The organism is Planktothrix mougeotii LEGE 06226, assembly GCF_015207485.1.
Lineage (GTDB): Bacteria > Cyanobacteriota > Cyanobacteriia > Cyanobacteriales > Microcoleaceae > Planktothrix.
On record NZ_JADEWU010000006.1, the window covers coordinates 30,450 to 51,426 of the forward strand.

The window sequence follows — 20,977 nt, forward strand, 5'->3', positions numbered from 1 at the left end:
GAATTGCGGTAGGGGTCTGTGCAATTCACCGATGACTTATTATGATCAAAAAAAGAAAAGGAGGTGATGCAAAAGTGTTGAAAGCAATTCAGGTTAGACTCTACCCGACATCTGAACAGGAATTAGCATTGGCTAAGTCATTCGGTTGTGCAAGATGGTATTGGAACTATGCCTTAAATGCCTGTATTCAACACTATCAAGAAACTGGAAAAAGTCTAAAATTAGCAACCTACAAAGGAATGCTCCCTCAACTCAAAAAAGAATATCCTTGGCTTAAGGAAGATTGTTATTCATCGGTTCTCCAATGTGTAGCAATTAACTTAGATAGGGCCTATAAAAACTTTTTTGAAGTCCGAGCTAAGTTTCCAAGATTCAAGTCCAAACATCATAAACAATCAATCCAGTATCCCCAGAGTGTTACTGTTAAGGGTGAATATCTAAAAGTCCCCAAAATTGGTGAAGTTAAAGCAGTAGTTATCAAAATCAATATCCGATGTGGGATGGGGAATGTTCATCAATTTTGTTGACTATAAACTTCAACAAAAACATGGCGAACTGATAGAGATTCATCGCTTCTTCCCCAGTTCCAAAGCTTGTTCGAGTTGCGGTCATGTCGTGGATACGCTACCTCTGAATATCAGAGAATGGGATTGTCCTAATTGTCATACTCATCATGACCGAGATAGTAACGCTGCACTCAACATCAGGAACGAAGGCATCAGAATTAAAAATCAAGGCGGAGGGAACCCCGTCTCTGCTGATGGAGCCTGTGTAAGACCCGCTCATTCTCGAATGATTAGGCATCGGGCTGAGAAATCAGAAGCCGACACTTACTCGTAGAGAAGTGTCGGTAGTTCACGTTAAGGGGATATCTATTGCCAAACGGTTGGGATCGTCGCAACTTTTCCCCCGTTAATCCGTCCCATTTGACAACGTACACACCCGTCTTGTCGTGTCTCTACCGAATTGGAAAATCTGTGATTTTAATTTTTGTCCTAGCTGTAGTAGTGTAATTTAAGGCAATGCCCTCACACTTACGCAGCAATCCCACTCGCCTACAAGGAGGAATGATTATTGTCTCGCCGTTACCTGTTTACTTCTGAATCCGTTACTGAAGGTCATCCCGATAAAATCTGCGATCAAATCTCCGATACGATTTTAGATGCCTTATTAGCCCATGATCCTAAAAGCCGCGTTGCTGCTGAAGTAGTGGTCAATACTGGCTTAGTGCTAATTACGGGTGAAATTACGACGACTGCCCATATCAACTATATTGATGTAGCTCGAAAAAAAATTGCGGAGATCGGTTATGTTGATGCCAACAATGGTTTTTCAGCCGATAGCTGCTCTGTTCTGATTGCCTTAGATAAACAATCTCCTGATATTGCCCAAGGGGTAAACCAAGCTCAAGAAGCAAGAGAACTGTTAAGTGATGAACAACTCGATGCGATTGGTGCTGGAGATCAAGGCATTATGTTTGGTTTCGCTTGTAATGAAACCCCAGAACTAATGCCATTACCCATTAGTTTAGCTCATCGCATTGCTCGACAATTGGCAGCAGTGCGGAAAAATGGCAAATTGCCTTATTTACGTCCCGATGGTAAAACCCAAGTCACTGTCCTGTATGAAGATGATCGTCCCGTTGGTATTGATACGATTTTAATCTCCACCCAACATACAGCGACCATTGGAGACATTACCGATGAGGCGGCAGTACAAAACAAAATTAAAGAAGATTTGTGGTTAGCGGTTGTCCAACCCGTATTTGATGATATTGCGATCAAACCTGATGACCAAACTCGCTTTTTAGTCAACCCAACGGGTAAATTTGTGATTGGCGGCCCTCAAGGGGACTCTGGTTTAACCGGTCGCAAAATTATTGTGGATACATACGGGGGCTATTCCCGTCATGGTGGCGGTGCATTTTCGGGTAAAGATCCCACCAAAGTAGACCGCAGTGCGGCTTATGCTTGCCGTTATGTGGCTAAAAATATTGTGGCTGCGGGATTAGCAGAGAAGTGTGAAGTGCAATTAAGCTATGCCATTGGGGTAGCTCGACCCGTCAGCGTGTTTATTGAAACCTTTGGAACTGCGAAGGTGGATGAAAACAAACTGCTGGAAGTTGTACAAGCGAACTTTGAATTGCGTCCGGCGGGAATGATTCAAGCGTTTAATTTACAAAAATTACCCGCAGAACGTGGCGGTCGTTTCTTCCAAGATGTGGCTGCATACGGTCATTTAGGTCGAACAGACTTAGATTTACCTTGGGAGAAGACGGATAAAGCACAGTTACTCAAAGAAGCCTTACTGCAAACGACTGCTGTGGTCGGTTAGTTACGGCTGTATTCTTTTCGACTGAAGTGAATCGTTCAGATAGTGATTGTTAAGTTGGCAAAAAAATAGAGATCTCTTTGTGATCAGATCAACCTTCACGGATTTAGAACTCGATTGAAATTCTTGACTTTGCTGTCTTCCTAACCCTTCAGGTTCAACTGAAGGGTTTTTTACATCTTTTATTTAATTTCTCTGATCAGTAGTAACACTAACACAGCCATGTCACAATTGTAGTTAGGGGGTTATACCCTGGAAGGAGATTGTGTTCTGACCAACCCCTATTATGTTCTAAAACGTCACAATTTAAGGATTGAGGTTGACAAGATGAACCAGGTAACTATTCTTTAGTCAAACGTAACTGGGAGGGAAAAGGAGTATAGGCTAATGCCATCTGAAGATTTAAAATCCACTACAACACACGAAGGTACTCACAGAGTTAGAACCCATTCTTTCAAGGGTTATATCGATAAATATAATCCTTTTCGACACCAGAACCCGTCAGAGCATCGCTGGTTTATTTATCAAAAGATTAGTTATGGCTATTTTTTAGCCATTTCTATTGGTTTTATGGGTTCAATTACAGGATTATTGCTGGCGGATGTTTACCAAAAACAGACTTATCATCAATTATCGGATGCTCATCAACAAGCACAATTATTCAGTAACTTTAATACAACGGTTCTCAAGATCCAATTGCAGAGTTATCACTTAATCTCTTCAGCAGATAACCCTAAAACTTGGAATCATGACCCAAAAAATATCCATCAAAATCTAGCTGAAATAGAACAGCTTGTTGGGCAAATTGAAAAGTTTATTGATCAAGAACCCAGTTGGTCAGTGGCTACACCCCTAGAAATAAAATCCTTCTTTAAAACCTATAAAAACAGTTTAAAAACCTATATTAAAAGGATTGAAACTTTAAAATCTATTTTACCGACCTTATCCCCGGATTCTAAAACCAAGGCGATTTATCAGTCCTTTAACTCTATCTCTAATCAACAAACCATTCAAACCTTAGAAACGCTGAATAATCAATTGACAGACTGGTTAAAAAAAGCTCAGATTCAAGAAGATATGAGCGAACTTGTGATCAAAAAAGCTCGAAAGCTAGAAAATTTAATTATTATTATTAGTGCTTTGTTATCGGTTTTAATTTCTATTATTACAGCGATTAAAACGACTCGTTCTATTACTCAACCCTTAAGTGTGACCCAGCAAGTGGCAGAACAAGTTGCACAGGAGTCTAATTATCAACTTCGGGTTCCTTTTCAGACGAATATTCATGAAATCTATTCTTTAGCTCATTCGGTCAACTCCTTAATTGAACAAGTTGATCAACAAACTCAGCAGTTAGAACAAGCGAAAGATTCAGCAGAATCTGCTAACATCGCTAAAAGTCAATTTTTAGCCAATATGAGTCATGAGTTAAGAACACCTTTAAATGCTATTTTAGGCTACAGCGAAATGCTGAGTGAAGATGCGAAAGATTTAGGTCATGAGGAATTTATTGGTGATTTAGATATGATTAATACCGCCGGAAAACATTTATTATCATTAATTAATGATATTTTGGATTTATCTAAAATTGAAGCCGGACGCATGGAACTTCATTTAGAAAATTTTGATTTAAAAGAATTAATTGAAAGCGTTGTTGCAACTGTTAAACCTTTAGTTAGTCAAAATGGAAATATTTTAACGCTGAATTATGATCCGGCTTTAACAATTATTCATGCGGATTCAACCAAAGTCAAACAAATTTTATTAAACTTACTGAGTAATGCCGCTAAATTTACACAGCACGGTGAAATTATATTAACCGTAACTGGTGAACTCCTGACTCCTGACTCTAATGATTTCAATTCTGAAAACGAGGATTTATTCGATAATCCTTTACCGTATTATCAAATTAATTTTTGTGTTCAAGATTCAGGAATTGGGATTCCCGAAGAACAGCAAAAATATGTTTTTGAAGCCTTTATTCAAGGGGATAATTCAACATCGAGTAAATATGGGGGCACAGGATTAGGTTTAGCGATTAGTCGCCATTTTTGTAAAATGATGGGAGGCGATTTAAAATTAGTTCAAAGTCAAGTGAGTGAGGGAAGTATTTTTAAGGCGAGTTTACAATCTTTAATTATACCAGAGAGTCAGGTTGCGATAATAAATCTTGAACATCATATAGAAGAAAATGGAAAAACTTGTAATCTGTAACAGAATATAGGGATTTTAGTAGAAATAACGGGAGAAATGCTACAAAGCTATCTTCTTGCCTTAACACAATTATTAATGGCTTATCAGATGATTAAACCTACCCAATTAGTTTAATTCAATAAGCATTTTTTACAGAGTTAAAGTTTCAGATAGATAGCTCTCTAGTAATTGCATATTTATCGGCATCCCAAAGACTCACGAGTTGAAACTCCTGTTGTGGGATTAATGCCACTGGCAACCTGACACAATTGTCGAATCTGTTCTCGATCTAATAAAGCATCAGTAAAATCAGCCCCTATAATTTTTGTATGATGAAAGGTTGACCCGAAAAATAAGGCTTCAACTAACACAGCATCACTTAAATCTGCTTCTGTAAAATCAGCTTGATCTAACATAGCATAGGTTAAGTTTGCTTGTTTTAAGCTGGCTTTTGTTAGAATTCCTTTACTAAAAATAGCTCCTTCTAAATCGGAATGATCAAATTTAGCTAACTCCATATTAGAATTCGCAAATTCAGCCGCAGGTAAAGACTGATTAGAAAAATCCCGTCCTTGTAATAAACTATGACTGAAAAACAGATGGGATGGATTTTGGGCTGCCCAGGAGGGAAGCGGTAAGGCCAACAGCACGACAACGACCGTTAAAATGATAGATTGCCAAAGTCTAATCATCTATTGATTACTCCACTTTAGGATCAACTGATTTATACTTATATTAGCTTCTCAAATGCCTAATTTTGCCATTACCTTGTAAAATTAGCTATCTCTCAGAAGTTTCCTTGAGGATCTCAAATTCCTCAAAAGCACCCCCATTTGGATTTTTATTCCTAGGAAACATCCATGCTAAATTTTTTTCTAACTTGGCTAATCTCTGCAATTTCACTTGGAATAACGGCTTATATTGTTCCGGGTTTTACCATTAGCAGTTGGCAAGCTGCCGCCGTTGGAGTGGTTGTAATGGCTTTAGTGAATGCCATTATTAAACCCATTATTACGATCTTTACCCTTCCCCTAACTATTCTAACGTTAGGTTTATTTTTATTCGTCGTCAATGCTATTTCTATTTCGTTAGTTGCTTATTTTACCCCCGGATTTTCAATTTCTAGCTTCTGGGCAGCATTATTGGGTTCAATCGTTCTTTCTTTAGTTTCTAGTTTATTCAATCAAATTTTAGGAAAGTCTAATAATCAATTAGATTAAACCTAAATTATCAAAAAATCAATCAGTAAATCTGAACCCTATCTGCAAAAGATGGGGATCAATATTTTAATGAGTCGAAAAAAATGACCATAATAGAAGATTATTTCAGAGTTCGTTCAATGACCCCGGATGATCTAAAATTAGCCTTAAGTTGGGCAGCTTCTGAAGGCTGGAATCCGGGTATTGATGATGTTGATAATTTTTATAGTGCTGATCCCGGTGAATTTTTAATTGGGGAATTAAACGGTCAACCCATTAGTTGTATTTCTGTTGTCCGATATCATAGCAATTTTAACTTTATTGGTCTTTATATTGTTAAACCGGAATATCGTCAACAAGGATATGGTTTGAAAACTTGGCAGGAAGCTTTTAAGTTAATTCCGGGTCAAAATGCAGCGTTAGATGCTGTTTTGGAACAAGTTAAAACTTATCAAAAATTTGGCTTTAAACCGTTTCATTCCCATCTGCGGTATCAAGGGATAATTTCAGGAACAATGGCTAATGATTTAGTAGATTTAAAAACAATTAATTTTGCTCAACTGTGTAATTATGATCGTCAATATTTTCCTGGTGATCGTCTTAATTTCCTTGAGAAATGGATTAATCAACCTCATGGACAAGGGTATGGAATTTTAAATCAGGAGAATTTAGTTGGTTATGGAGTGATTAGAAAAGCAACAGATGGATTTAGAATTGGGCCTTTATTTGCTGAAAATGAAGAGATAGCAGAAAAGCTGTTTCTGGCTTTAGCTTGTTATGCTCAGGGAGATTCGATTTATATTGATGTTCCCAATATTAATAACCCAGGAATTTCTTTAGTTGAACGTTATCAAATGCAATCCCTGTTTGAATGTGTTAGAATGTATACTGGACAGCAACCGAATATCAATTGGACAAATATTTTTGCAGTTACCAGTTTGGAATTAGGTTAAGCTTTACAAGCATAAAAGTTGAAAATTTATTTAAAGAATAGAAAAGGTCGGATGTCTGATTCGACGGTATTTATGTCATGCTTGATATAATTACTGATAACTGATAACTGATAACTGATAACTGATTATGACAGTTACAACCCAACAATTAAGTCAATGGAAACAGCAGGGACGACGCATTACAGTATTGACAGCCTATGAATATGCGATCGCTCAACTCCTCGATCAAGCCGGAGTTGATATTATTTTAGTGGGAGATTCTCTGGCAATGGTTGGGTTAGGATATGACACCACTTTACCCCTAACCTTAGATGAAATTATTCATCATGCTAAAGCTGTGCGACGAGGCGTGAAACAAGCTTTATTAGTTGTTGATTTGCCCTTTTTAACTTATCAAGAAAGTCCTCAACAAGCCATTCATTCAGCCGGACGAATTCTCAAAGAAACAGGTGCTCAAGGTGTTAAACTGGAGGGGGGATATCCAGCAATGACAGAAACAGTCACTCAGTTAGTCCAAGTCGGAATTCCGGTCATGGGTCATGTGGGTTTAACCCCCCAGTCCGTTCATCAATTTGGGGGTTATCGCAAACAAGGCAAAACCTCCGATGCAGCAGAACGCATTCTTTCAGAAGCGATCGCGTTAGAGCAAGCCGGAGCCTTTACAATTGTGTTAGAACATATCCCTTCAGATTTAGCCCAAAAAATTACCCAGCAATTAACCATACCCACCATTGGTATTGGGGCGGGGGCTAATTGTGATGGTCAAGTATTAGTCACCTCGGATATTTTGGGATTATCGTCCTGGCAACCTCCCTTTGCCAAAACATACGCCAATTTACAACAAACGATTACCCAAGCCGTTCAAGAGTTCTGTACGGAAGTGCGGGAGGGGAGTTTTCCCCCTGGGCATTAACCGTTTGGGTAGAGACGTTCTCTCAAACATCTCTACTCAGCAAAGGGTTTAGCCTTCGCCCCCTTCGCCCCCTTCTGGAGATGCTTCTGGACTAGAAGTTGCTTCTGGACTAGAAGTTGCTTCTGGACTAGAAGTTGCTTCTGGACTAGAAGTTGCTTCTGGACTAGAAGTTGCTTCTGGACTAGAAGTTGCTTCCGGGCTGGGTGAAGTGACAGGGCTGGGTGAAGTGACAGGGCTGGGTGAAGTGGCAGGACTAGAAGTCGCTTCTGGGGCGGGTGAAGTTGCTGGGGTACCCCCTTCTTGAGCAGCTGGGGCACAAGCACCTAAAGTAGCAGCTAAACCGACTGTGAGAAATAACTGAATTGTTTTGGATTGCATTTTGACACTCCTTGACTACACCAACAAAATTTAAGGTAAGATTAAGCCGTCTTTCAATATACCGTCAAGCTGACAAATTTGCACATTGTCAAGCTGGTTTTATAGAAACTTGCCGAAAAACAGAGGTGCAAACAGCTATCGGTTATTTAATGTTGCGCTTTTATCTCCTATGCTGTTCTCGATTGATGATATTTTGACATCAGAGGAATTAAAATTTTTTATTGATTGTCTCACTCAAGGGACGTTTGTTGATGGTAAAACAACCGCAGGTTGGCACGCCAAACTGGTTAAGAACAATCAGCAGCTTGATAAGAAAACGCCGGAAGCTCAAGCTTTGCGGGAACAAATTCAGTCGATTTTGAAAAAAAATGCGTTGTTTCAAAGTGCCGTTTTACCGAAAATTGTTCACTCAGTTTTAGCCAGTCGCTACGAAGATGGAATGTCCTATGGAACTCATACGGATAATGCGTTGATGGGAGATCAAGAATTTTGGCGTGTGGATGTTTCGTTTACGTTATTTTTAAGTGATCCTGAAACCTACACAGGTGGAGAATTAGTGATTGAAAATAGTGATGAAGAACGTCGCTATAAATTGAAAGCGGGTTCAATGATTGTTTATCCGTCTACAACGTTACACCGAGTTGAACCTGTAACGCAAGGGGTAAGATTAGCCATTGTGGGATGGGTTCAAAGTTTAGTTCGTGACCCTGCAAATCGAGAAATTTTATTTGATTTAGATACCACTCGTCGTTCTATTTTTGCGAAGGAAGGGAAAACCATTGAGTTTGATTTGGTTTCTAAAACTTATACGAATTTATTGAGAAGATGGGCAGAATAAACTTAAGGTTAAGGGGTTTGTTGATTTGCTCTCACTGGAAGCCCTGAAGGGCTTACTACATTGATTACGTTTGAACACTAAATCCAAAAATTCCGGCTAAACTGCCATGATGAGTTAAACCCACTGCAAACCGGGGGAAAACACATCCGGGATCTCCCATATCTTCGGTAAATTTATCTTGATTATATTGATCTTGATATAATGCCTTATAGTCACCAATGCGAACAAATACTGTATCTTTAAAACTGTCTTGAGTTTGAAACCAAGCCATCATTTCTCGCCAAGGTTGTAAATACTCTTCCTCGTCACTTCCATCTGCATCTTCTAAGACTTCTGACCACCAGATTCCTGCTTCTTCTAAAGGTTCAACGGTTATTGTTGCGGGGGGAAAAATTGTCCCGGCAAATTTTGAGCGAATCAATTCGATATCTATTTTTTCAGGAATGGGATCATCAATATTAGCAACAATATAGAAAGGTTGAAAGGGGGTAGAAGATTCTGAACCCATCCCCACATCAATATCTCCCATAATTTGACCAACTTGATCTGCTAATTGTTGACATAATTCTAACTCTTTGGGGTCAACATTATGATTAACAATTTCACCTTGTTTGGCAATCACACCACTGCCATAAACAACGGTTTTTTTAGAAATTATATTATTTGTCCATTCACTATTTCCCTCATCAATCCCATAGTCAGCGATACATTCTGCTAAGACGGCTAACCGTTGGGGGTCAGGAGTAAAATCTTTCAAGGTTAATTGACTCATGGGTAATCTATTCTATCCTAATATTAAATTTATTCCTTTTATTTTAATCTACAACTTATTATTTTAATAAATCTTCAATTAAATTAACTAAATTATCGTCAATTTCTAAGGGTGAAATTAAATAAAATTCAACGGTGGGGTATTCTTGAGAAAACTGTTGAAGGGATTGGGCGATCGCATCGCTGATGCCACCGGAAAACATAAAATAAGAAATAATTCCAATCTGGTAAACTCCCGATAAAATTAAGGCTTTAATTTGAGTTTCAAAATTCAAAGAAACTGACCAATAGGCGGGAATTGCCTTGATTTGAGTTGCTAATTGTTCAATGGGTTGATTTCCCCCTGGATGGCGACTACCATGAGCGATTAAAATCCAATGTTCAATCTCAACCGTTGCCATTTTTGTGGCGATTAAAGCCGCTAAACGATTAATTTTAGATCCAAAATAAGGTAATAAATTGAGTTGAATTTCTGATCCAAGTTGTTCCTGAGCGATCGCAATTTCTGCGGGTAAATCGGCGTTAACATGAACACCTGACGAGAGAAATAACGGTAAAATTTGGATTTGAGAATATCCCCAAGATTGACTTAACTTGGCAAACTCTTGAATCTGTTGATGGAGGGGAAGGAGTGCTAATTCTAAGGTTGCAGTTCCAACATTAGGAAAGCCTGAACGTTCCCCTAAGCGTTTTGCCAATAGATTTAAACCTTGTTGGGGACGAGGATCTCGGCTACCGTGAGCAACTAGCAAAGATGTAGATAGCAAGGGTTGGGATTAATCCTGAACGTAAAGTTAACGACTGATATTGTATCGAAAATTGCTCATTTCAGGATCTATCTATAAAAAGGAAAAATGGGTAACGGAAACTCTATTGATGAAAATTTTTGATTAAAACAGGGTGCTGATCAACTACAGATCTACTAACTTCACCCACCCCCGACGAACATTGTACAGTAATCGGTTAATAATCGCCTTTTCATCATCAGTCAAACTCTCACCTAAAATGGCGGAACGCAAGTGTTGACGATCACTGCGAGTCACGACACTAGAAAACATAATTTGACCAAAAAGTTCTTCAAGGGGTACTGGACGATATGCCATCATAAATCACCTTTCCTTGGGATGTGTTACTCAGAGGTTGATCAAAGTCCATCGTTTATCTGGATTAATTATGAACTTTTTCTTCTGAATATTAAGTGACTCAACGCTTTGTAAATTTGTGATTAACTGCGATAAGTTTTGTGATTTAGATCAACTGTGTTGCCAAACTGTCTAGGCAATTTCCACACTGATAACTGATAACTGATAACTGATAACTGACTACCTAAAGGCATTTTTCCAAGGTTTCTACAACGGATTGAGATAAACTGGGCAAATCATAGCCTCCTTCAAGTCCAAAGATAATTTTAGAGGTGAGTTGTAAACAATATTCAGTGAACAGTCCGTAGTCTTGTGGTTGTAGAGAAATACTGGCTAAGGGATCATCCTGGTTGGCATCATATCCCGCACTTACAATTAGTAAATCCGGTTGTACCTGTTGTAAAAAGGGCAAGATATAATGTTGAAAGGCAGGTTTGTAGAGTTCAATGGTACTACCCGGAGACATAGGAAGATTCAGCACATTATTGTGAGAGCCACGTTCCTCTGGATATCCCGTCCCCGGATAACAGGGAGATTGATGTAACGAACAGTAAGCGATCCGAGGATCATCTTCCACTAACGCTTGAGTTCCATTGCCATGATGGACATCCCAATCTAAGATAGCGACTTTCTCAATTCCCGGTTGTTCTAAGGCATAATAAGCGGCGATCGCTGCATTAGAAAATAAGCAAAATCCCATCCCTCGATCAGCTTCGGCGTGATGTCCGGGGGGACGCGCTAAAACAAAAGCCGGATGTGCCGTTGTCAAGACTTGATCCACCCCATCCAACCAGGCACTCACCGCCAACAGTGCCACATCATAACTTTCAGCCGAAATGGGGGTATCTCCATCCAAATAACCGCCCTCCTGAGCGGCGATCGCTTTAACTCGTTGAATATGGGAAGAGGTATGTACCGTTTCCAATAACCTCATCAAGGGTTGCTGGCGATCCATCACCGGAGTCGGTTCTTTCCAGTCTAACTGCTCGGCCCAAGATACCGATTTTAGGGCATTTACAATCGCGGTTAACCGTTCTGGCCGTTCTGGATGGAATAATCCCGTCTTATGGTTGAGGAATTTGTCAGAATAAATAACTGTTAGCATTTGTCAAGAGTTTATTGTCAATTTTAATCCCAGATTTCACCCCCAAGAAGAAGGCAAATTATGGTATAATTTTAAGCATTAGTCACTGATTTTAGAGCCTATACCGAAGATGATTTTATTTCTCCTAATATTTTCGGTTAAAGGTGACTAATTTTAAATTGTAATGGAGTTTTTGAAGGTATGAGTACCTCTGAGTCGAGAATTATCCCGACGGATCTGAGAAATGAAATGCAGCAATCCTACCTCGAATACGCCATGAGCGTAATTGTAGGGCGGGCACTGCCAGATGCGCGGGATGGTTTGAAACCCGTTCATCGACGGATTTTATACGCCATGAACGAACTGGGCTTAACCCCTGATCGACCCTTCCGTAAATGTGCCCGTGTGGTGGGGGAGGTACTCGGTAAATATCACCCTCATGGGGATGTCGCCGTTTATGATGCCTTAGTGCGGATGGCGCAGGATTTTTCCATGCGATCGCCGTTAATTAACGGTCATGGGAACTTCGGATCAGTTGATAACGATCCCCCGGCTGCCATGCGGTACACCGAATGTCGTTTGCAAGCCTTAACGACTGATTCCCTCCTACGAGATATTGACGCAGAAACCGTTGAATTTGGCGATAACTTCGATGGTTCTCAACAAGAACCGTTAGTTTTACCCGCACGAATTCCCCAATTATTATTAAATGGATCGTCAGGAATTGCGGTTGGGATGGCAACCAATATTCCCCCTCACAATTTAGGGGAATTAGTCGATGGTTTAGTAGCATTAATTCATAATCCTGAGATTACCATTGCTGAATTAATGCGTCATATTCCGGGGCCGGATTTTCCCACGGGGGCGCAAATTTTAGGGACATCGGGAATTAAAGAAGCCTATACCGATGGTCGGGGTTCGATTACCATGCGTGGGGTTGCTACCATTGAAACCATCGAACATAAAGGAAGACCCGATCGAGATGCGATTATTATTACTCAATTGCCTTATCAAACCAATAAAGCGGCAATGATTGAACGCATTGCAGAAATGGTTAATGATAAGAAATTAGAGGGAATTTCTGATATTCGGGATGAAAGCGATCGCGATGGAATGCGGATTGTAATTGAACTCAAACGGGATGCTTATGCCCGTGTAGTTCTCAATAACCTCTACAAACAAACGCCCTTACAAACCAATTTTGGGGCTAATATGTTGGCGTTAGTCAATAGCCGCCCGGAAATTCTTAACCTCAAACGCTTCTTAGAAGTATTCCTCCAATTCCGCGAACAAACGATTCGCAGGCGCACGGAATATGAACTCAGGAAAGCCCAAGAACGAGATCATCTTTTACAGGGGTTATTAATTGCTTTAGACAATTTAGATGCCATTATTGCCTTAATTCGTCATGCGGCTGATATTCCCATCGCCAAACAAGAATTAATGACCAACTATGGGTTATCTGAACAACAAGCCGATGCAATTTTACAAATGCAATTGCGACGGTTAACCGCTTTAGAAGCTCAAAAAATTGACCAAGAGCACCAAGAACTGCAAATTAAAATTGCTGATTTGTACGATATTTTAGCGCGCAGGGAACGAATCTTAGAAATTGTTGAACAGGAAGCCCTAGAACTCAAACAAAAGTTCAATACCCCTCGGCGGACTATAATTGAACATACCGAAGGGGAGTTAGATGAAACCGATTTAATTGCCAATGAAAAAGCCTTAATTCTGTTAACAGAACAAGGTTATATGAAACGAATGCCTGTGAATACTTTTGCCGCCCAAAGTCGAGCCACAAAAGGTAAACAAGGCACCAAAATGAAAGAGGATGATGAAGTTCAACACTTTATCACCTGTTGCGATCATGATACTGTCTTATTCTTTAGTGAACGGGGTGTTGTTTATAGTATCAAAGCCTATCAAATCCCCGTTGCTTCCCGCACCGCGCGAGGAGTTCCCATCGTTCAAATGTTACCCATTCCCAAGGAAGAACGGATCACCTCTATTGTTCACGTTAGCGAATTTAGCGATGATGAATACTTGGTGATGTTAACCAAAGGAGGATTTATTAAGAAAACCCAATTATCCGCCTTTAGTAATATTCGGACTAATGGTTTAATTGCCATTTCCTTAGAAGAAGGAGATGAATTACGCTGGGTGAGACGGGCAAAAGTTGAAGATGGAATTATTATTGGTTCCCGTCATGGCATGGCAATTCATTTTAAAGCCAATGATAAACAATTGCGACCGTTAGGACGGGCAACCCGAGGCGTTAAATCCATGAAATTGAAAGGAGATGATACCTTAATTAGCATGGATATTTTGCCCAGTGCGATTATTTCTAATCTGGCGGAAGCCGAAGGTGAAGAACCGGAAACCGATGAAGAATTAATGGTAATAGCCACAGAAACCACCGAGGAAAATGAAACTGAAACTGAAGTTGTAACGGAGGGAACCGCTCAAGGATTATCCGTTTTAGTCATCACCGCCAGTGGTTATGGAAAACGGGTTCCGGTGTCTCAATTCCGCTTACAAAATCGAGCAGGGAAAGGCATTATTGCCACTAAGTTTAAACCCCATGCCAAAAAAGATGAAGTTGTCGCCTTAAAAGTTGTGGATGAAACCGAGGAGTTAATGTTAATTAGCAGTCGTGGAATTATTATTCGTCAAGTGGTGAATGCCATTCCCCTTCAGTCTCGAAGTGCGACCGGGGTTCGAGTTCAGCGCTTATACGAAGAAGATTCAATTGCGGCGGTTGCCATTGTTCCAGCCTCTGGAGAAGATGCGGAAACTTCATCAACTTCAGAAGAATCGGGAGAAGAAGAATAAATCCGGTTGATTTTTAATCGTAGGGTGGGTAACACGAGAAAGACAAGGATCTCAACATCAATTGATCAGTGGTCACCCACCCTACAACCTTTTGGCGAAAGCATTGGTTAATGTAAGAGTCGCCCTAAAACAAAAGAGAAGGGTGAAAGTTTAATTCGCATCTCATCTTTTACTAAATGAAACACTCCACCCGATATAGTCATTAATATATCGGCTCCGCAAAACTCCCCATACCAATGAGGAATCTTGAAAGCTTCCTCTAACAATGGATTCGGCCCCAAATTAAAAGCAATAAATAAAGGGTGTTCGTTAGCTATACCATGAATCAGTACACACCATAAACCATTATTTTTAGAATGTAACAAAGTTCGAGTTCCACTTTGAAAAAGCCGGTGTTGAAATCGAATTTTTGCTAATTGTCGAATCAGTAAAAAAGTCGGGTGGTTTCTGCTATAGGGGTGAAAAATTTTGCGGTTAATTACACCAAATTTCCAATCGCAAGCAGGATTATCAAACATATCCTCACGCACATAGCAATCATGACCAATAGATTCTTCTTGACCTTCTTCTTCATGCCATCCTAATGCACCATCAAATTCCTGTTCTGTTCCTTGATAAATAGAAGGTATTTGCGGCCCTAATATCAAACAAGCTAGGGCAAAATGTACACGGATACGCGCTTGTTCTCGGTTGTGAGTACGATTCCAAAATTCATGAAAAATTCTACTGGTGTCTTGGTTATCCAAGAACATAATATTATTCTGCCAACCCGCATAATATGACTGTGATGGCTTGAGAAAACCACAAAAATAATCTGCCAAACCCCACAACCAATTACCATTGCCTAAAGAATGTTTGACAATATAATAGGTAGGGTAGTCAATCAAACCAGAAAATTTGGCATTATTATATTCAATGACTTGTTCGTGGGTACTCCCTGCGTGTTCGGCTATTTGCAGAAATTCTTTTTTTCCGAAAATCCCAGCATATCTTGATATTTCTTCGACACAAGGTTGCCAAAAGTCTAAACCAACGTGACGTGCAGAATCGTAGCGAAAACCATCAATATCAGTTTCGGCAATCCAGTATTTTAGGTGTTGAATTAATAATTCACGAACATAAGGTGTTTCTGTGCGCCAGTCTTCTAAAAATCCAAACAATCTTTGATTCACCATATCGGTGTATTCTGGCCCGTGAAAGAGTGATGTATTCCTGGCTTCGATAGGAAACGGTAAAACGGCGGATTCTTCACCTTGCACATATTTGAATTCTCCTCCTGGTGGGCCGCCATATTCTTCCCAGTTAATGCTATCAGCAATGTGATTGTTTACTACATCTAAAATGACAGCAATATCAGATTCATGCGCTTTTTTTACCAGGTCTCGTAAAGTTTGAATTGTACCCAGACGCGGATCAACCATCAATAAATGAATGGGATGATAGCCATGATAACCATCAGGAGCATTGACGTATACAGGAGTAAGAATAATTGCTCTAACTCCCAATGACTTGAGGTATTCTAAATGCTCAATTATACCTTGAATTGTGCCTCCATGACTGGAATGGGGGCAAGATGGATCATATTTAACAGGGCTTAGAGGAGTACGAGTTGTGTCTTTACTCAGAGCAAATCTATCAATAATAATGGAGTAAAATAAACGAGAACCCCAATCTTTGCTAGAGGTCATCGGTACAGATGGTTTGGGACCGTATACAGGATAATGATTGACAATTCCTAAAAATATAGAGGGAATTTCTGTCATTGAACGTGGGGCTTCATCGCAGACTAACAAAAATTGCGATCGCTCACTTGTATGTTCAATTCCATCAGTATCCACATAGCCTAATCTATATTGATATCCTCCCCCATTACTAACAGGTGGGAGAATCACTGAAAACATCTGGAAGCCATTTTCGCTCACACTTTCGGTTTGTGTTCTGATGCGCTCTACATCACAATATCCTTGACCATCATTTAACTCATAGACTATTTGACCATAATCGGGATGTTTAGATAGGTGAACACCAAATCTAATACAGATTTTTTCGTGACTTCTAAATACCCAATTATAGGGCGCAATGCTAGGGTCTAAATGGACTTCGCAGTATTCCTCAAAATAGCGCATATAGCATTCCTATGAGTTAAAGGTGGTAGGTCGAAACTTTAGAGATAGATGCGTAAGTCCTACAAGTTTAAATAGATAGCTTTTGAGGATTAATACATCTAGTTTTCAGGAGTATAATGCAGTTTTAAATGTATTATATAGCAATCCCAAATCGGTGTTCCCTCTTCAAGTGGCGCTATAGTTTTATTGTTTCTGAGCAACTACCACCATATCAATTAAGTGCATTTTCTTTAAAGTATCATTCTCATTAACTAGGTGTTCAAGTTCTAATATCTCTTCTACACTCTCAATTGGTTTAATAGGTCGATAGAGACGAGCTTGAATTTGTGGATATTCAATATATGTACCAACTGCCATAGTTTTATGAGTATAAAACTCAGAGTGGTAAGCTTCCCATTGCTTAATGGTAAATAGCGGTGTTATTGGCAGTTGATAATATTCGGATTTAGATTTAAATTCCTCTGGAAATATCTCTTTTAAGGTGGGATTAAAGGGATGATTTAAAAGGGTTTGTAACAGTTCAAAAGGTATATATCTAATTCCTAATCCTGTGGCTGGACTTCCTTGGCAAATTTCGGCAAATTCTGATCGTGTAATCAGAAGATTTTGATGATCAAATTCCTTAGTGAGACGGACGTGATAAAGAATAGGAGACTTACAAGCAAATATTACTAAAGAACCATTGGGCTTGAGGAAATTATAAAAAGCCGCAATACTTTCTTGGATAATGTCTAAAGAAATATGCTCAAAAATATGGGAACAAACAATCAGGTCAAAAAGTCCATATTGGGCAATATCTGGACTTTGCATGACATCATTGATCAGATGAACTTTTTCACTGTTCACGGGTGATGTATGGGCTGCTTCCAGTAAACTCTCGTATTCATCGGTTTGCCAAAAATCGTCATCTTTTAATTTTTCTAATAGTTCTTGGTCGTCATTTAATAGACACTGAGCAACCACAGAAGCGTGCAGAAATCTCCTGCGGTCAGGTTCGACCAAAACAATCTTTTTCGCTGGCCAGAAACGAGGCAATAATCTTCCTAGTCCACATCCAGCATCCAGAATCACAGCATCCGGGGTAATCAAGTCTTGAATGTTGTTAACCCAAACTTCCTGATCTCTGGCTTTCCAAGCTTGATGTGCAATATCTGTCACCCACTGGTAGGGGTCAATGGTGTCATAGACTGTAGCAGTAATTTTTGCCATGTTATAGATACCTGAATGAAGCAAACACTCAATTTATTCTCAGTAGTTATTCTACCAAAACCGCCGTCGCACTCAACATATTTTTTAGTGACTTCTAAACTCCGAGGGAAAGGATATATTATAGGTGTTTCATCTGATGTCTCCTGTTGGCTAATACTTGTATTCTTTCATTTGAATTACCAAAGTTATTAATCTGTTAATTTGTGGGTTTTTATGAAGAAACTAATGGCTTTTTTTGAAGCGATCGCTATGCAATCTTTCCTGTACCAGTGTTACCCGCACGGGAATTTTATAAGACTCTAATTTGTCTTGACAAAAAGCTCGTAATCTGATGCGAAAGTTACGCAAAGATTCATCGGTTGTCAGCCGTACCTTTGCGGTCACTATATTACCAGTAATGGGATTTGCCTCACCTTTAACTGAAACCTCCGCTACCCCTTCCATAGCTTGTAAAACACTCTCTACTTCAGCCGGATAAACCTTTTGACCACCAACGTTAATTATTTCCGATTTACGTCCGAGAATCTTGAGCCACTCCCCGTCAATTTCCACCACATCCCCTGTCATATACCAACCATCTGGAGTAAAAGGTGCGGGAGCGTTTAAGTATCCAAGCATGGCGCTTTTGGCTTTAATTTCCAGCATTCCGTTAACAATTCGGGTTTCATATCCTTCCCCACCCACCTTGAACCATAAAGAATCAGATGATCGGGATTTTGAACGCATGATCCCCAGTTCTGTAAGTCCGTAGGTTTGATGAAAGCGGATTTGAGGAAAAAGTTGGTTTAAGCTACTAAGAACGCTTTCTGGCATGACTTCTGTACCATAGGTGATAATTTCTAAGGAACTCAGGTCATATCGCTGGTGAACACCACTCAGAAGTAGGAGTGTGAGAAAGGTCGGTGAAGTAGGTAATACCTGTACTCGATATTGGGCGATCGCAGATGCTACTGTTTCGCAAGAGTGATCTAAGGGTATAACCGCACATCCCCCATTTGCTAAAATATGCAACAAGGTATTAATACCGCCAATATGATCAAATAGTAAAAATAACAATGTCCTCTGAGCAGGTCTGAGGGTTTGGAACTTCTCTTGCATCAGAGCAAAATCATGAATAGCGGCTTTACTCTTACCTGTAGAACCCGATGTGAAAATGATTAGTCCTGGATGTTGGCGATCGCGCAGTTGACACAGAAGCTCATGTGTCGCTTGAGTTCCCGTTTTTTCTATGCTCACATCATCTTCTGGATCTATCTTGATAATCCATTCTACTTCTGCAATCTGACGCAACTCAGCCCGACTGGTTTTCATCTCGGCTGTTAAAACAGCTACTATACAATTATGCTGAAGTAAAGCTAATAACAAAGCCACCGCATTAGGTGAAAAATCTGCTTCCAAAGTGACAACTGCACCTTTAGGAATTAACTCTGTGTGTAAACGTTCCTGCCAAAATTTCACCAGTTGACTCAGTTCACCATAAAGCAGTGAGTGATCGCGCCAAATTAAGGCTTCCTCATCTTTAGTGTGCTCAAACCTGTCTAGCAGAAATTCAATAGCCATTAAACAACCCCAGAAACAGTAATATTATCAATATGATTAACAATGTAATTAGTGAGTGTGCCTACAGTAGCCAGTGGATGGGTGCTACTGGGTGTAATTTCAGTAATTGTGCTCGTTAAATTAATTGTGAATCCTAACTCTGCCTCAATATCCTGTTCGATCGCGACCAGTAATGAGGTCAGTCCTAATGAATCAATAAATCCGCCCCCTGCCAAAATATTAGCCGCCTCACCTTGTTCAATCTGAATGCGACCCCAACCTTGGGCAATTACTTCTTCAATACAGGCTAGGACAATCTTCTGAACATTGTCATGAAGCTCAGATCGTTCTTTCATTGTTTTTTTTGCTTAACCAAGTTTGAATCTGACCATGAAAGTCTTGCTCCTTCTGGATCACCTGCGCCAGAAAATCTATAAATTTCTGGACTTGGGCTTGATCAACGGCAGACTTTTTCCGTATAAGAGTAAGAAATGTTTTATAAACCTCTTCCCATAAGTCAATCACCTCCAGCATCTCATGACAAATTTCTGAAAGAGGAAAATTAAATTCTTGCTTTAGATTTTGCAGCAAGTCCCGCAGATAATAGCGACTCCAACGCATATCAAACAGGCATTTTCCCAGAGATTGGGGTATTTCTCCTGTCTTGAAGTAATAAGAACTAAAAGTTTCATAGATATAATTACTTAAAGCCACCCCTGACAAATAAATCCTACCCGGTCTACTTCTTGTCCTTCCTGCCAAAAAGGCGCTATTCACACGATTGAGAATATTAATTGCTAGTTGATCTAGCTTTTCATTTTGATAATTGGCGGCGAATGTCACGTTAATAATACCGTAACTGACTAGCAAGGAAAAGCCTCTAGCTTGAGTAAAAACCTCAAACTGGACATTACCGCGCCAAAATTTTGCTAATGCTTCCAGGGAAATAGCACCAAAAAATTTGTTGGGTATAGGATCATAAAGTAAAACTTCGTCAGATCCTAATCCAATCACAGATATATAGTGATCAGCAATCTGAAAAGCACCACCTAAAGCAGAAGTGGTGTGCGGTTTGAGATAATTGGGATTGTGGAAATCTGGACTATATGGGAGTTCGTAGGTCGTTCCGGTGATGATTACAGGTTCATTGCGTTGGATACGGGTGCTGATTTGAGCCAGTCCTTCCTCAAAAGAAGATGCACAGGTGATATTTAACTCAAATAAGTCCATTTCCTCCTTAAACAGCTTTTCCCTACTAATGATGACGGGATTCGGCACTAAATCATCGGTTTCCACCCTAAAGACAGGAACACTCCAAAATTCGGAGTTAGCTAATAAACTGAGCATACTTTGACCCGTCATCTGGCGCAGATGCAAATCCACTAACGGGTACTGACACTGATAATAAGGAGGAACTTCCAGCCTGAGTTCTGATGCCAGGGTAATTTGATCCATATCATTTTTTT

At 39.8% G+C, this 20,977-nt stretch carries 20 protein-coding genes; 9 read left to right on the forward strand and 11 right to left on the reverse strand.

Annotated features, from left to right (window positions below):
* The first annotated feature begins 41 nt into the window (after window positions 1-41).
* From IQ236_RS28150 to IQ236_RS04385, 4 genes are all read left to right on the forward strand, one after another.
* A complete protein-coding gene (locus tag IQ236_RS28150; protein ID WP_322744082.1) occupies window positions 42-527 on the forward strand; it encodes an RNA-guided endonuclease InsQ/TnpB family protein in 486 nt (161 codons plus the stop codon).
* Window positions 508-840, forward strand: coding sequence for a zinc ribbon domain-containing protein (locus tag IQ236_RS28155; protein ID WP_322744083.1), 333 nt, complete (start codon window positions 508-510; stop codon window positions 838-840). Before IQ236_RS28150 ends, IQ236_RS28155 begins: the two co-directional genes overlap by 20 nt.
* Window positions 841-1,074: 234 nt before the next feature.
* Complete coding sequence (gene metK / locus IQ236_RS04380; RefSeq protein WP_193868135.1) at window positions 1,075-2,334, forward strand: methionine adenosyltransferase; 1,260 nt, start codon at window positions 1,075-1,077, stop codon at window positions 2,332-2,334.
* 384 nt (window positions 2,335-2,718) lie between these two features.
* Window positions 2,719-4,545: a sensor histidine kinase gene (locus IQ236_RS04385; protein ID WP_193868136.1), complete on the forward strand. Its 1,827-nt coding sequence runs from the start codon at window positions 2,719-2,721 to the stop codon at window positions 4,543-4,545.
* A gap of 176 nt (window positions 4,546-4,721) precedes the next feature.
* On the opposite strand, the gene IQ236_RS04390 is transcribed toward IQ236_RS04385, so the two are convergent.
* Window positions 4,722-5,216, reverse strand: a complete 495-nt coding sequence (locus tag IQ236_RS04390; RefSeq protein WP_193868137.1) for a pentapeptide repeat-containing protein — start codon at window positions 5,214-5,216, stop codon at window positions 4,722-4,724.
* A 168-nt stretch (window positions 5,217-5,384) separates the two neighbouring features.
* Between IQ236_RS04390 and IQ236_RS04395 the strand changes: the two genes are divergently transcribed.
* The 3 genes from IQ236_RS04395 to panB all read left to right on the forward strand — a co-directional run bounded on the left by IQ236_RS04395 (window position 5,385) and on the right by panB (window position 7,589).
* Window positions 5,385-5,744 carry a phage holin family protein gene (locus tag IQ236_RS04395; RefSeq protein WP_193868138.1) on the forward strand — a complete coding sequence of 120 codons (360 nt, stop codon included), beginning with the start codon at window positions 5,385-5,387 and terminating at the stop codon, window positions 5,742-5,744.
* A gap of 83 nt (window positions 5,745-5,827) precedes the next feature.
* Complete coding sequence (locus IQ236_RS04400) at window positions 5,828-6,676, forward strand: GNAT family N-acetyltransferase (RefSeq protein ID WP_193868139.1); 849 nt, start codon at window positions 5,828-5,830, stop codon at window positions 6,674-6,676.
* Window positions 6,677-6,803: 127 nt separating this feature from the next.
* Window positions 6,804-7,589: a 3-methyl-2-oxobutanoate hydroxymethyltransferase gene (panB, locus tag IQ236_RS04405; RefSeq protein WP_190521795.1), complete on the forward strand. Its 786-nt coding sequence runs from the start codon at window positions 6,804-6,806 to the stop codon at window positions 7,587-7,589.
* 48 nt (window positions 7,590-7,637) lie between these two features.
* Here panB and IQ236_RS04410 read toward each other — a convergent pair whose 3' ends face one another.
* Window positions 7,638-7,967, reverse strand: coding sequence for a hypothetical protein (locus IQ236_RS04410; RefSeq protein ID WP_193868140.1), 330 nt, complete (start codon window positions 7,965-7,967; stop codon window positions 7,638-7,640).
* Window positions 7,968-8,136: 169 nt separating this feature from the next.
* On the opposite strand from IQ236_RS04410, the gene IQ236_RS04415 reads away from it, so the two are divergent.
* Complete coding sequence (locus IQ236_RS04415) at window positions 8,137-8,805, forward strand: Fe2+-dependent dioxygenase (RefSeq protein ID WP_193868141.1); 669 nt, start codon at window positions 8,137-8,139, stop codon at window positions 8,803-8,805.
* Window positions 8,806-8,869: 64 nt separating this feature from the next.
* On the opposite strand, the gene IQ236_RS04420 is transcribed toward IQ236_RS04415, so the two are convergent.
* The 4 genes from IQ236_RS04420 to IQ236_RS04435 all read right to left on the reverse strand — a co-directional run bounded on the left by IQ236_RS04420 (window position 8,870) and on the right by IQ236_RS04435 (window position 11,823).
* Window positions 8,870-9,577 carry a hypothetical protein gene (locus IQ236_RS04420; RefSeq protein WP_193868142.1) on the reverse strand — a complete coding sequence of 236 codons (708 nt, stop codon included), beginning with the start codon at window positions 9,575-9,577 and terminating at the stop codon, window positions 8,870-8,872.
* A gap of 58 nt (window positions 9,578-9,635) precedes the next feature.
* The gene (locus IQ236_RS04425) at window positions 9,636-10,343 is read right to left on the reverse strand and encodes a sirohydrochlorin chelatase (protein ID WP_193868143.1); all 708 of its coding nucleotides are present in this window, start codon (window positions 10,341-10,343) and stop codon (window positions 9,636-9,638) included.
* A 144-nt stretch (window positions 10,344-10,487) separates the two neighbouring features.
* Window positions 10,488-10,682: a hypothetical protein gene (locus tag IQ236_RS04430; RefSeq protein ID WP_407676139.1), complete on the reverse strand. Its 195-nt coding sequence runs from the start codon at window positions 10,680-10,682 to the stop codon at window positions 10,488-10,490.
* Between the two features lie 220 nt (window positions 10,683-10,902).
* Window positions 10,903-11,823, reverse strand: coding sequence for a histone deacetylase family protein (locus IQ236_RS04435; protein WP_190521782.1), 921 nt, complete (start codon window positions 11,821-11,823; stop codon window positions 10,903-10,905).
* Window positions 11,824-12,003: 180 nt separating this feature from the next.
* Between IQ236_RS04435 and gyrA the strand changes: the two genes are divergently transcribed.
* Window positions 12,004-14,637 carry a DNA topoisomerase (ATP-hydrolyzing) subunit A gene (gene gyrA, locus IQ236_RS04440; protein WP_193868144.1) on the forward strand — a complete coding sequence of 878 codons (2,634 nt, stop codon included), beginning with the start codon at window positions 12,004-12,006 and terminating at the stop codon, window positions 14,635-14,637.
* Between the two features lie 107 nt (window positions 14,638-14,744).
* Here gyrA and IQ236_RS04445 read toward each other — a convergent pair whose 3' ends face one another.
* The 5 genes from IQ236_RS04445 to IQ236_RS04465 form a co-directional block, all read right to left on the reverse strand.
* On the reverse strand, window positions 14,745-16,763 hold the full coding sequence (locus tag IQ236_RS04445; RefSeq protein WP_193868145.1) for an alpha-amylase family glycosyl hydrolase: 2,019 nt from the start codon (window positions 16,761-16,763) through the stop codon (window positions 14,745-14,747).
* 183 nt (window positions 16,764-16,946) lie between these two features.
* Entirely contained in the window at window positions 16,947-17,972 is a 1,026-nt protein-coding gene (locus tag IQ236_RS04450; RefSeq protein ID WP_193868146.1) for a class I SAM-dependent methyltransferase, read from the reverse strand.
* 222 nt (window positions 17,973-18,194) lie between these two features.
* Window positions 18,195-19,532, reverse strand: a complete 1,338-nt coding sequence (locus IQ236_RS04455; protein WP_193868147.1) for an ANL family adenylate-forming protein — start codon at window positions 19,530-19,532, stop codon at window positions 18,195-18,197.
* Complete coding sequence (locus tag IQ236_RS04460) at window positions 19,532-19,867, reverse strand: acyl carrier protein (protein ID WP_193868148.1); 336 nt, start codon at window positions 19,865-19,867, stop codon at window positions 19,532-19,534. Before IQ236_RS04460 ends, IQ236_RS04455 begins: the two co-directional genes overlap by 1 nt.
* Window positions 19,851-20,966 (reverse strand): hypothetical protein, encoded by a 1,116-nt coding sequence (locus IQ236_RS04465; protein WP_193868149.1) that lies wholly within the window; start codon window positions 20,964-20,966, stop codon window positions 19,851-19,853. The genes IQ236_RS04460 and IQ236_RS04465 overlap by 17 nt, the downstream gene beginning before the upstream one ends.
* Window positions 20,967-20,977: the final 11 nt, after the last annotated feature.

What these genes read in the sequence shown, in the direction of transcription:
- IQ236_RS04390 (WP_193868137.1), bottom strand. Translation starts at nt 5,216, where the DNA reads ATGATTAGACTTTGGCAATCTATCATTTTAACGGTCGTTGTCGTGCTG.
- IQ236_RS04410 (WP_193868140.1), bottom strand. Translation starts at nt 7,967, where the DNA reads ATGCAATCCAAAACAATTCAGTTATTTCTCACAGTCGGTTTAGCTGCT.
- IQ236_RS04385 (WP_193868136.1), top strand. Translation starts at nt 2,719, where the DNA reads ATGCCATCTGAAGATTTAAAATCCACTACAACACACGAAGGTACTCAC.
- IQ236_RS04395 (WP_193868138.1), top strand. Translation starts at nt 5,385, where the DNA reads ATGCTAAATTTTTTTCTAACTTGGCTAATCTCTGCAATTTCACTTGGA.
- IQ236_RS04400 (WP_193868139.1), top strand. Translation starts at nt 5,828, where the DNA reads ATGACCATAATAGAAGATTATTTCAGAGTTCGTTCAATGACCCCGGAT.
- IQ236_RS04415 (WP_193868141.1), top strand. Translation starts at nt 8,137, where the DNA reads ATGCTGTTCTCGATTGATGATATTTTGACATCAGAGGAATTAAAATTT.
- IQ236_RS04430 (WP_407676139.1), bottom strand. Translation starts at nt 10,682, where the DNA reads ATGATGGCATATCGTCCAGTACCCCTTGAAGAACTTTTTGGTCAAATT.
- gyrA (WP_193868144.1), top strand. Translation starts at nt 12,004, where the DNA reads ATGAGTACCTCTGAGTCGAGAATTATCCCGACGGATCTGAGAAATGAA.
- IQ236_RS04445 (WP_193868145.1), bottom strand. Translation starts at nt 16,763, where the DNA reads ATGCGCTATTTTGAGGAATACTGCGAAGTCCATTTAGACCCTAGCATT.
- IQ236_RS04465 (WP_193868149.1), bottom strand. Translation starts at nt 20,966, where the DNA reads ATGGATCAAATTACCCTGGCATCAGAACTCAGGCTGGAAGTTCCTCCT.
- IQ236_RS04455 (WP_193868147.1), bottom strand. Translation starts at nt 19,532, where the DNA reads ATGGCTATTGAATTTCTGCTAGACAGGTTTGAGCACACTAAAGATGAG.
- IQ236_RS04420 (WP_193868142.1), bottom strand. Translation starts at nt 9,577, where the DNA reads ATGAGTCAATTAACCTTGAAAGATTTTACTCCTGACCCCCAACGGTTA.
- panB (WP_190521795.1), top strand. Translation starts at nt 6,804, where the DNA reads ATGACAGTTACAACCCAACAATTAAGTCAATGGAAACAGCAGGGACGA.
- IQ236_RS28155 (WP_322744083.1), top strand. Translation starts at nt 508, where the DNA reads ATGTTCATCAATTTTGTTGACTATAAACTTCAACAAAAACATGGCGAA.
- IQ236_RS04450 (WP_193868146.1), bottom strand. Translation starts at nt 17,972, where the DNA reads ATGGCAAAAATTACTGCTACAGTCTATGACACCATTGACCCCTACCAG.
- IQ236_RS04435 (WP_190521782.1), bottom strand. Translation starts at nt 11,823, where the DNA reads ATGCTAACAGTTATTTATTCTGACAAATTCCTCAACCATAAGACGGGA.
- IQ236_RS04460 (WP_193868148.1), bottom strand. Translation starts at nt 19,867, where the DNA reads ATGAAAGAACGATCTGAGCTTCATGACAATGTTCAGAAGATTGTCCTA.
- IQ236_RS28150 (WP_322744082.1), top strand. Translation starts at nt 42, where the DNA reads ATGATCAAAAAAAGAAAAGGAGGTGATGCAAAAGTGTTGAAAGCAATT.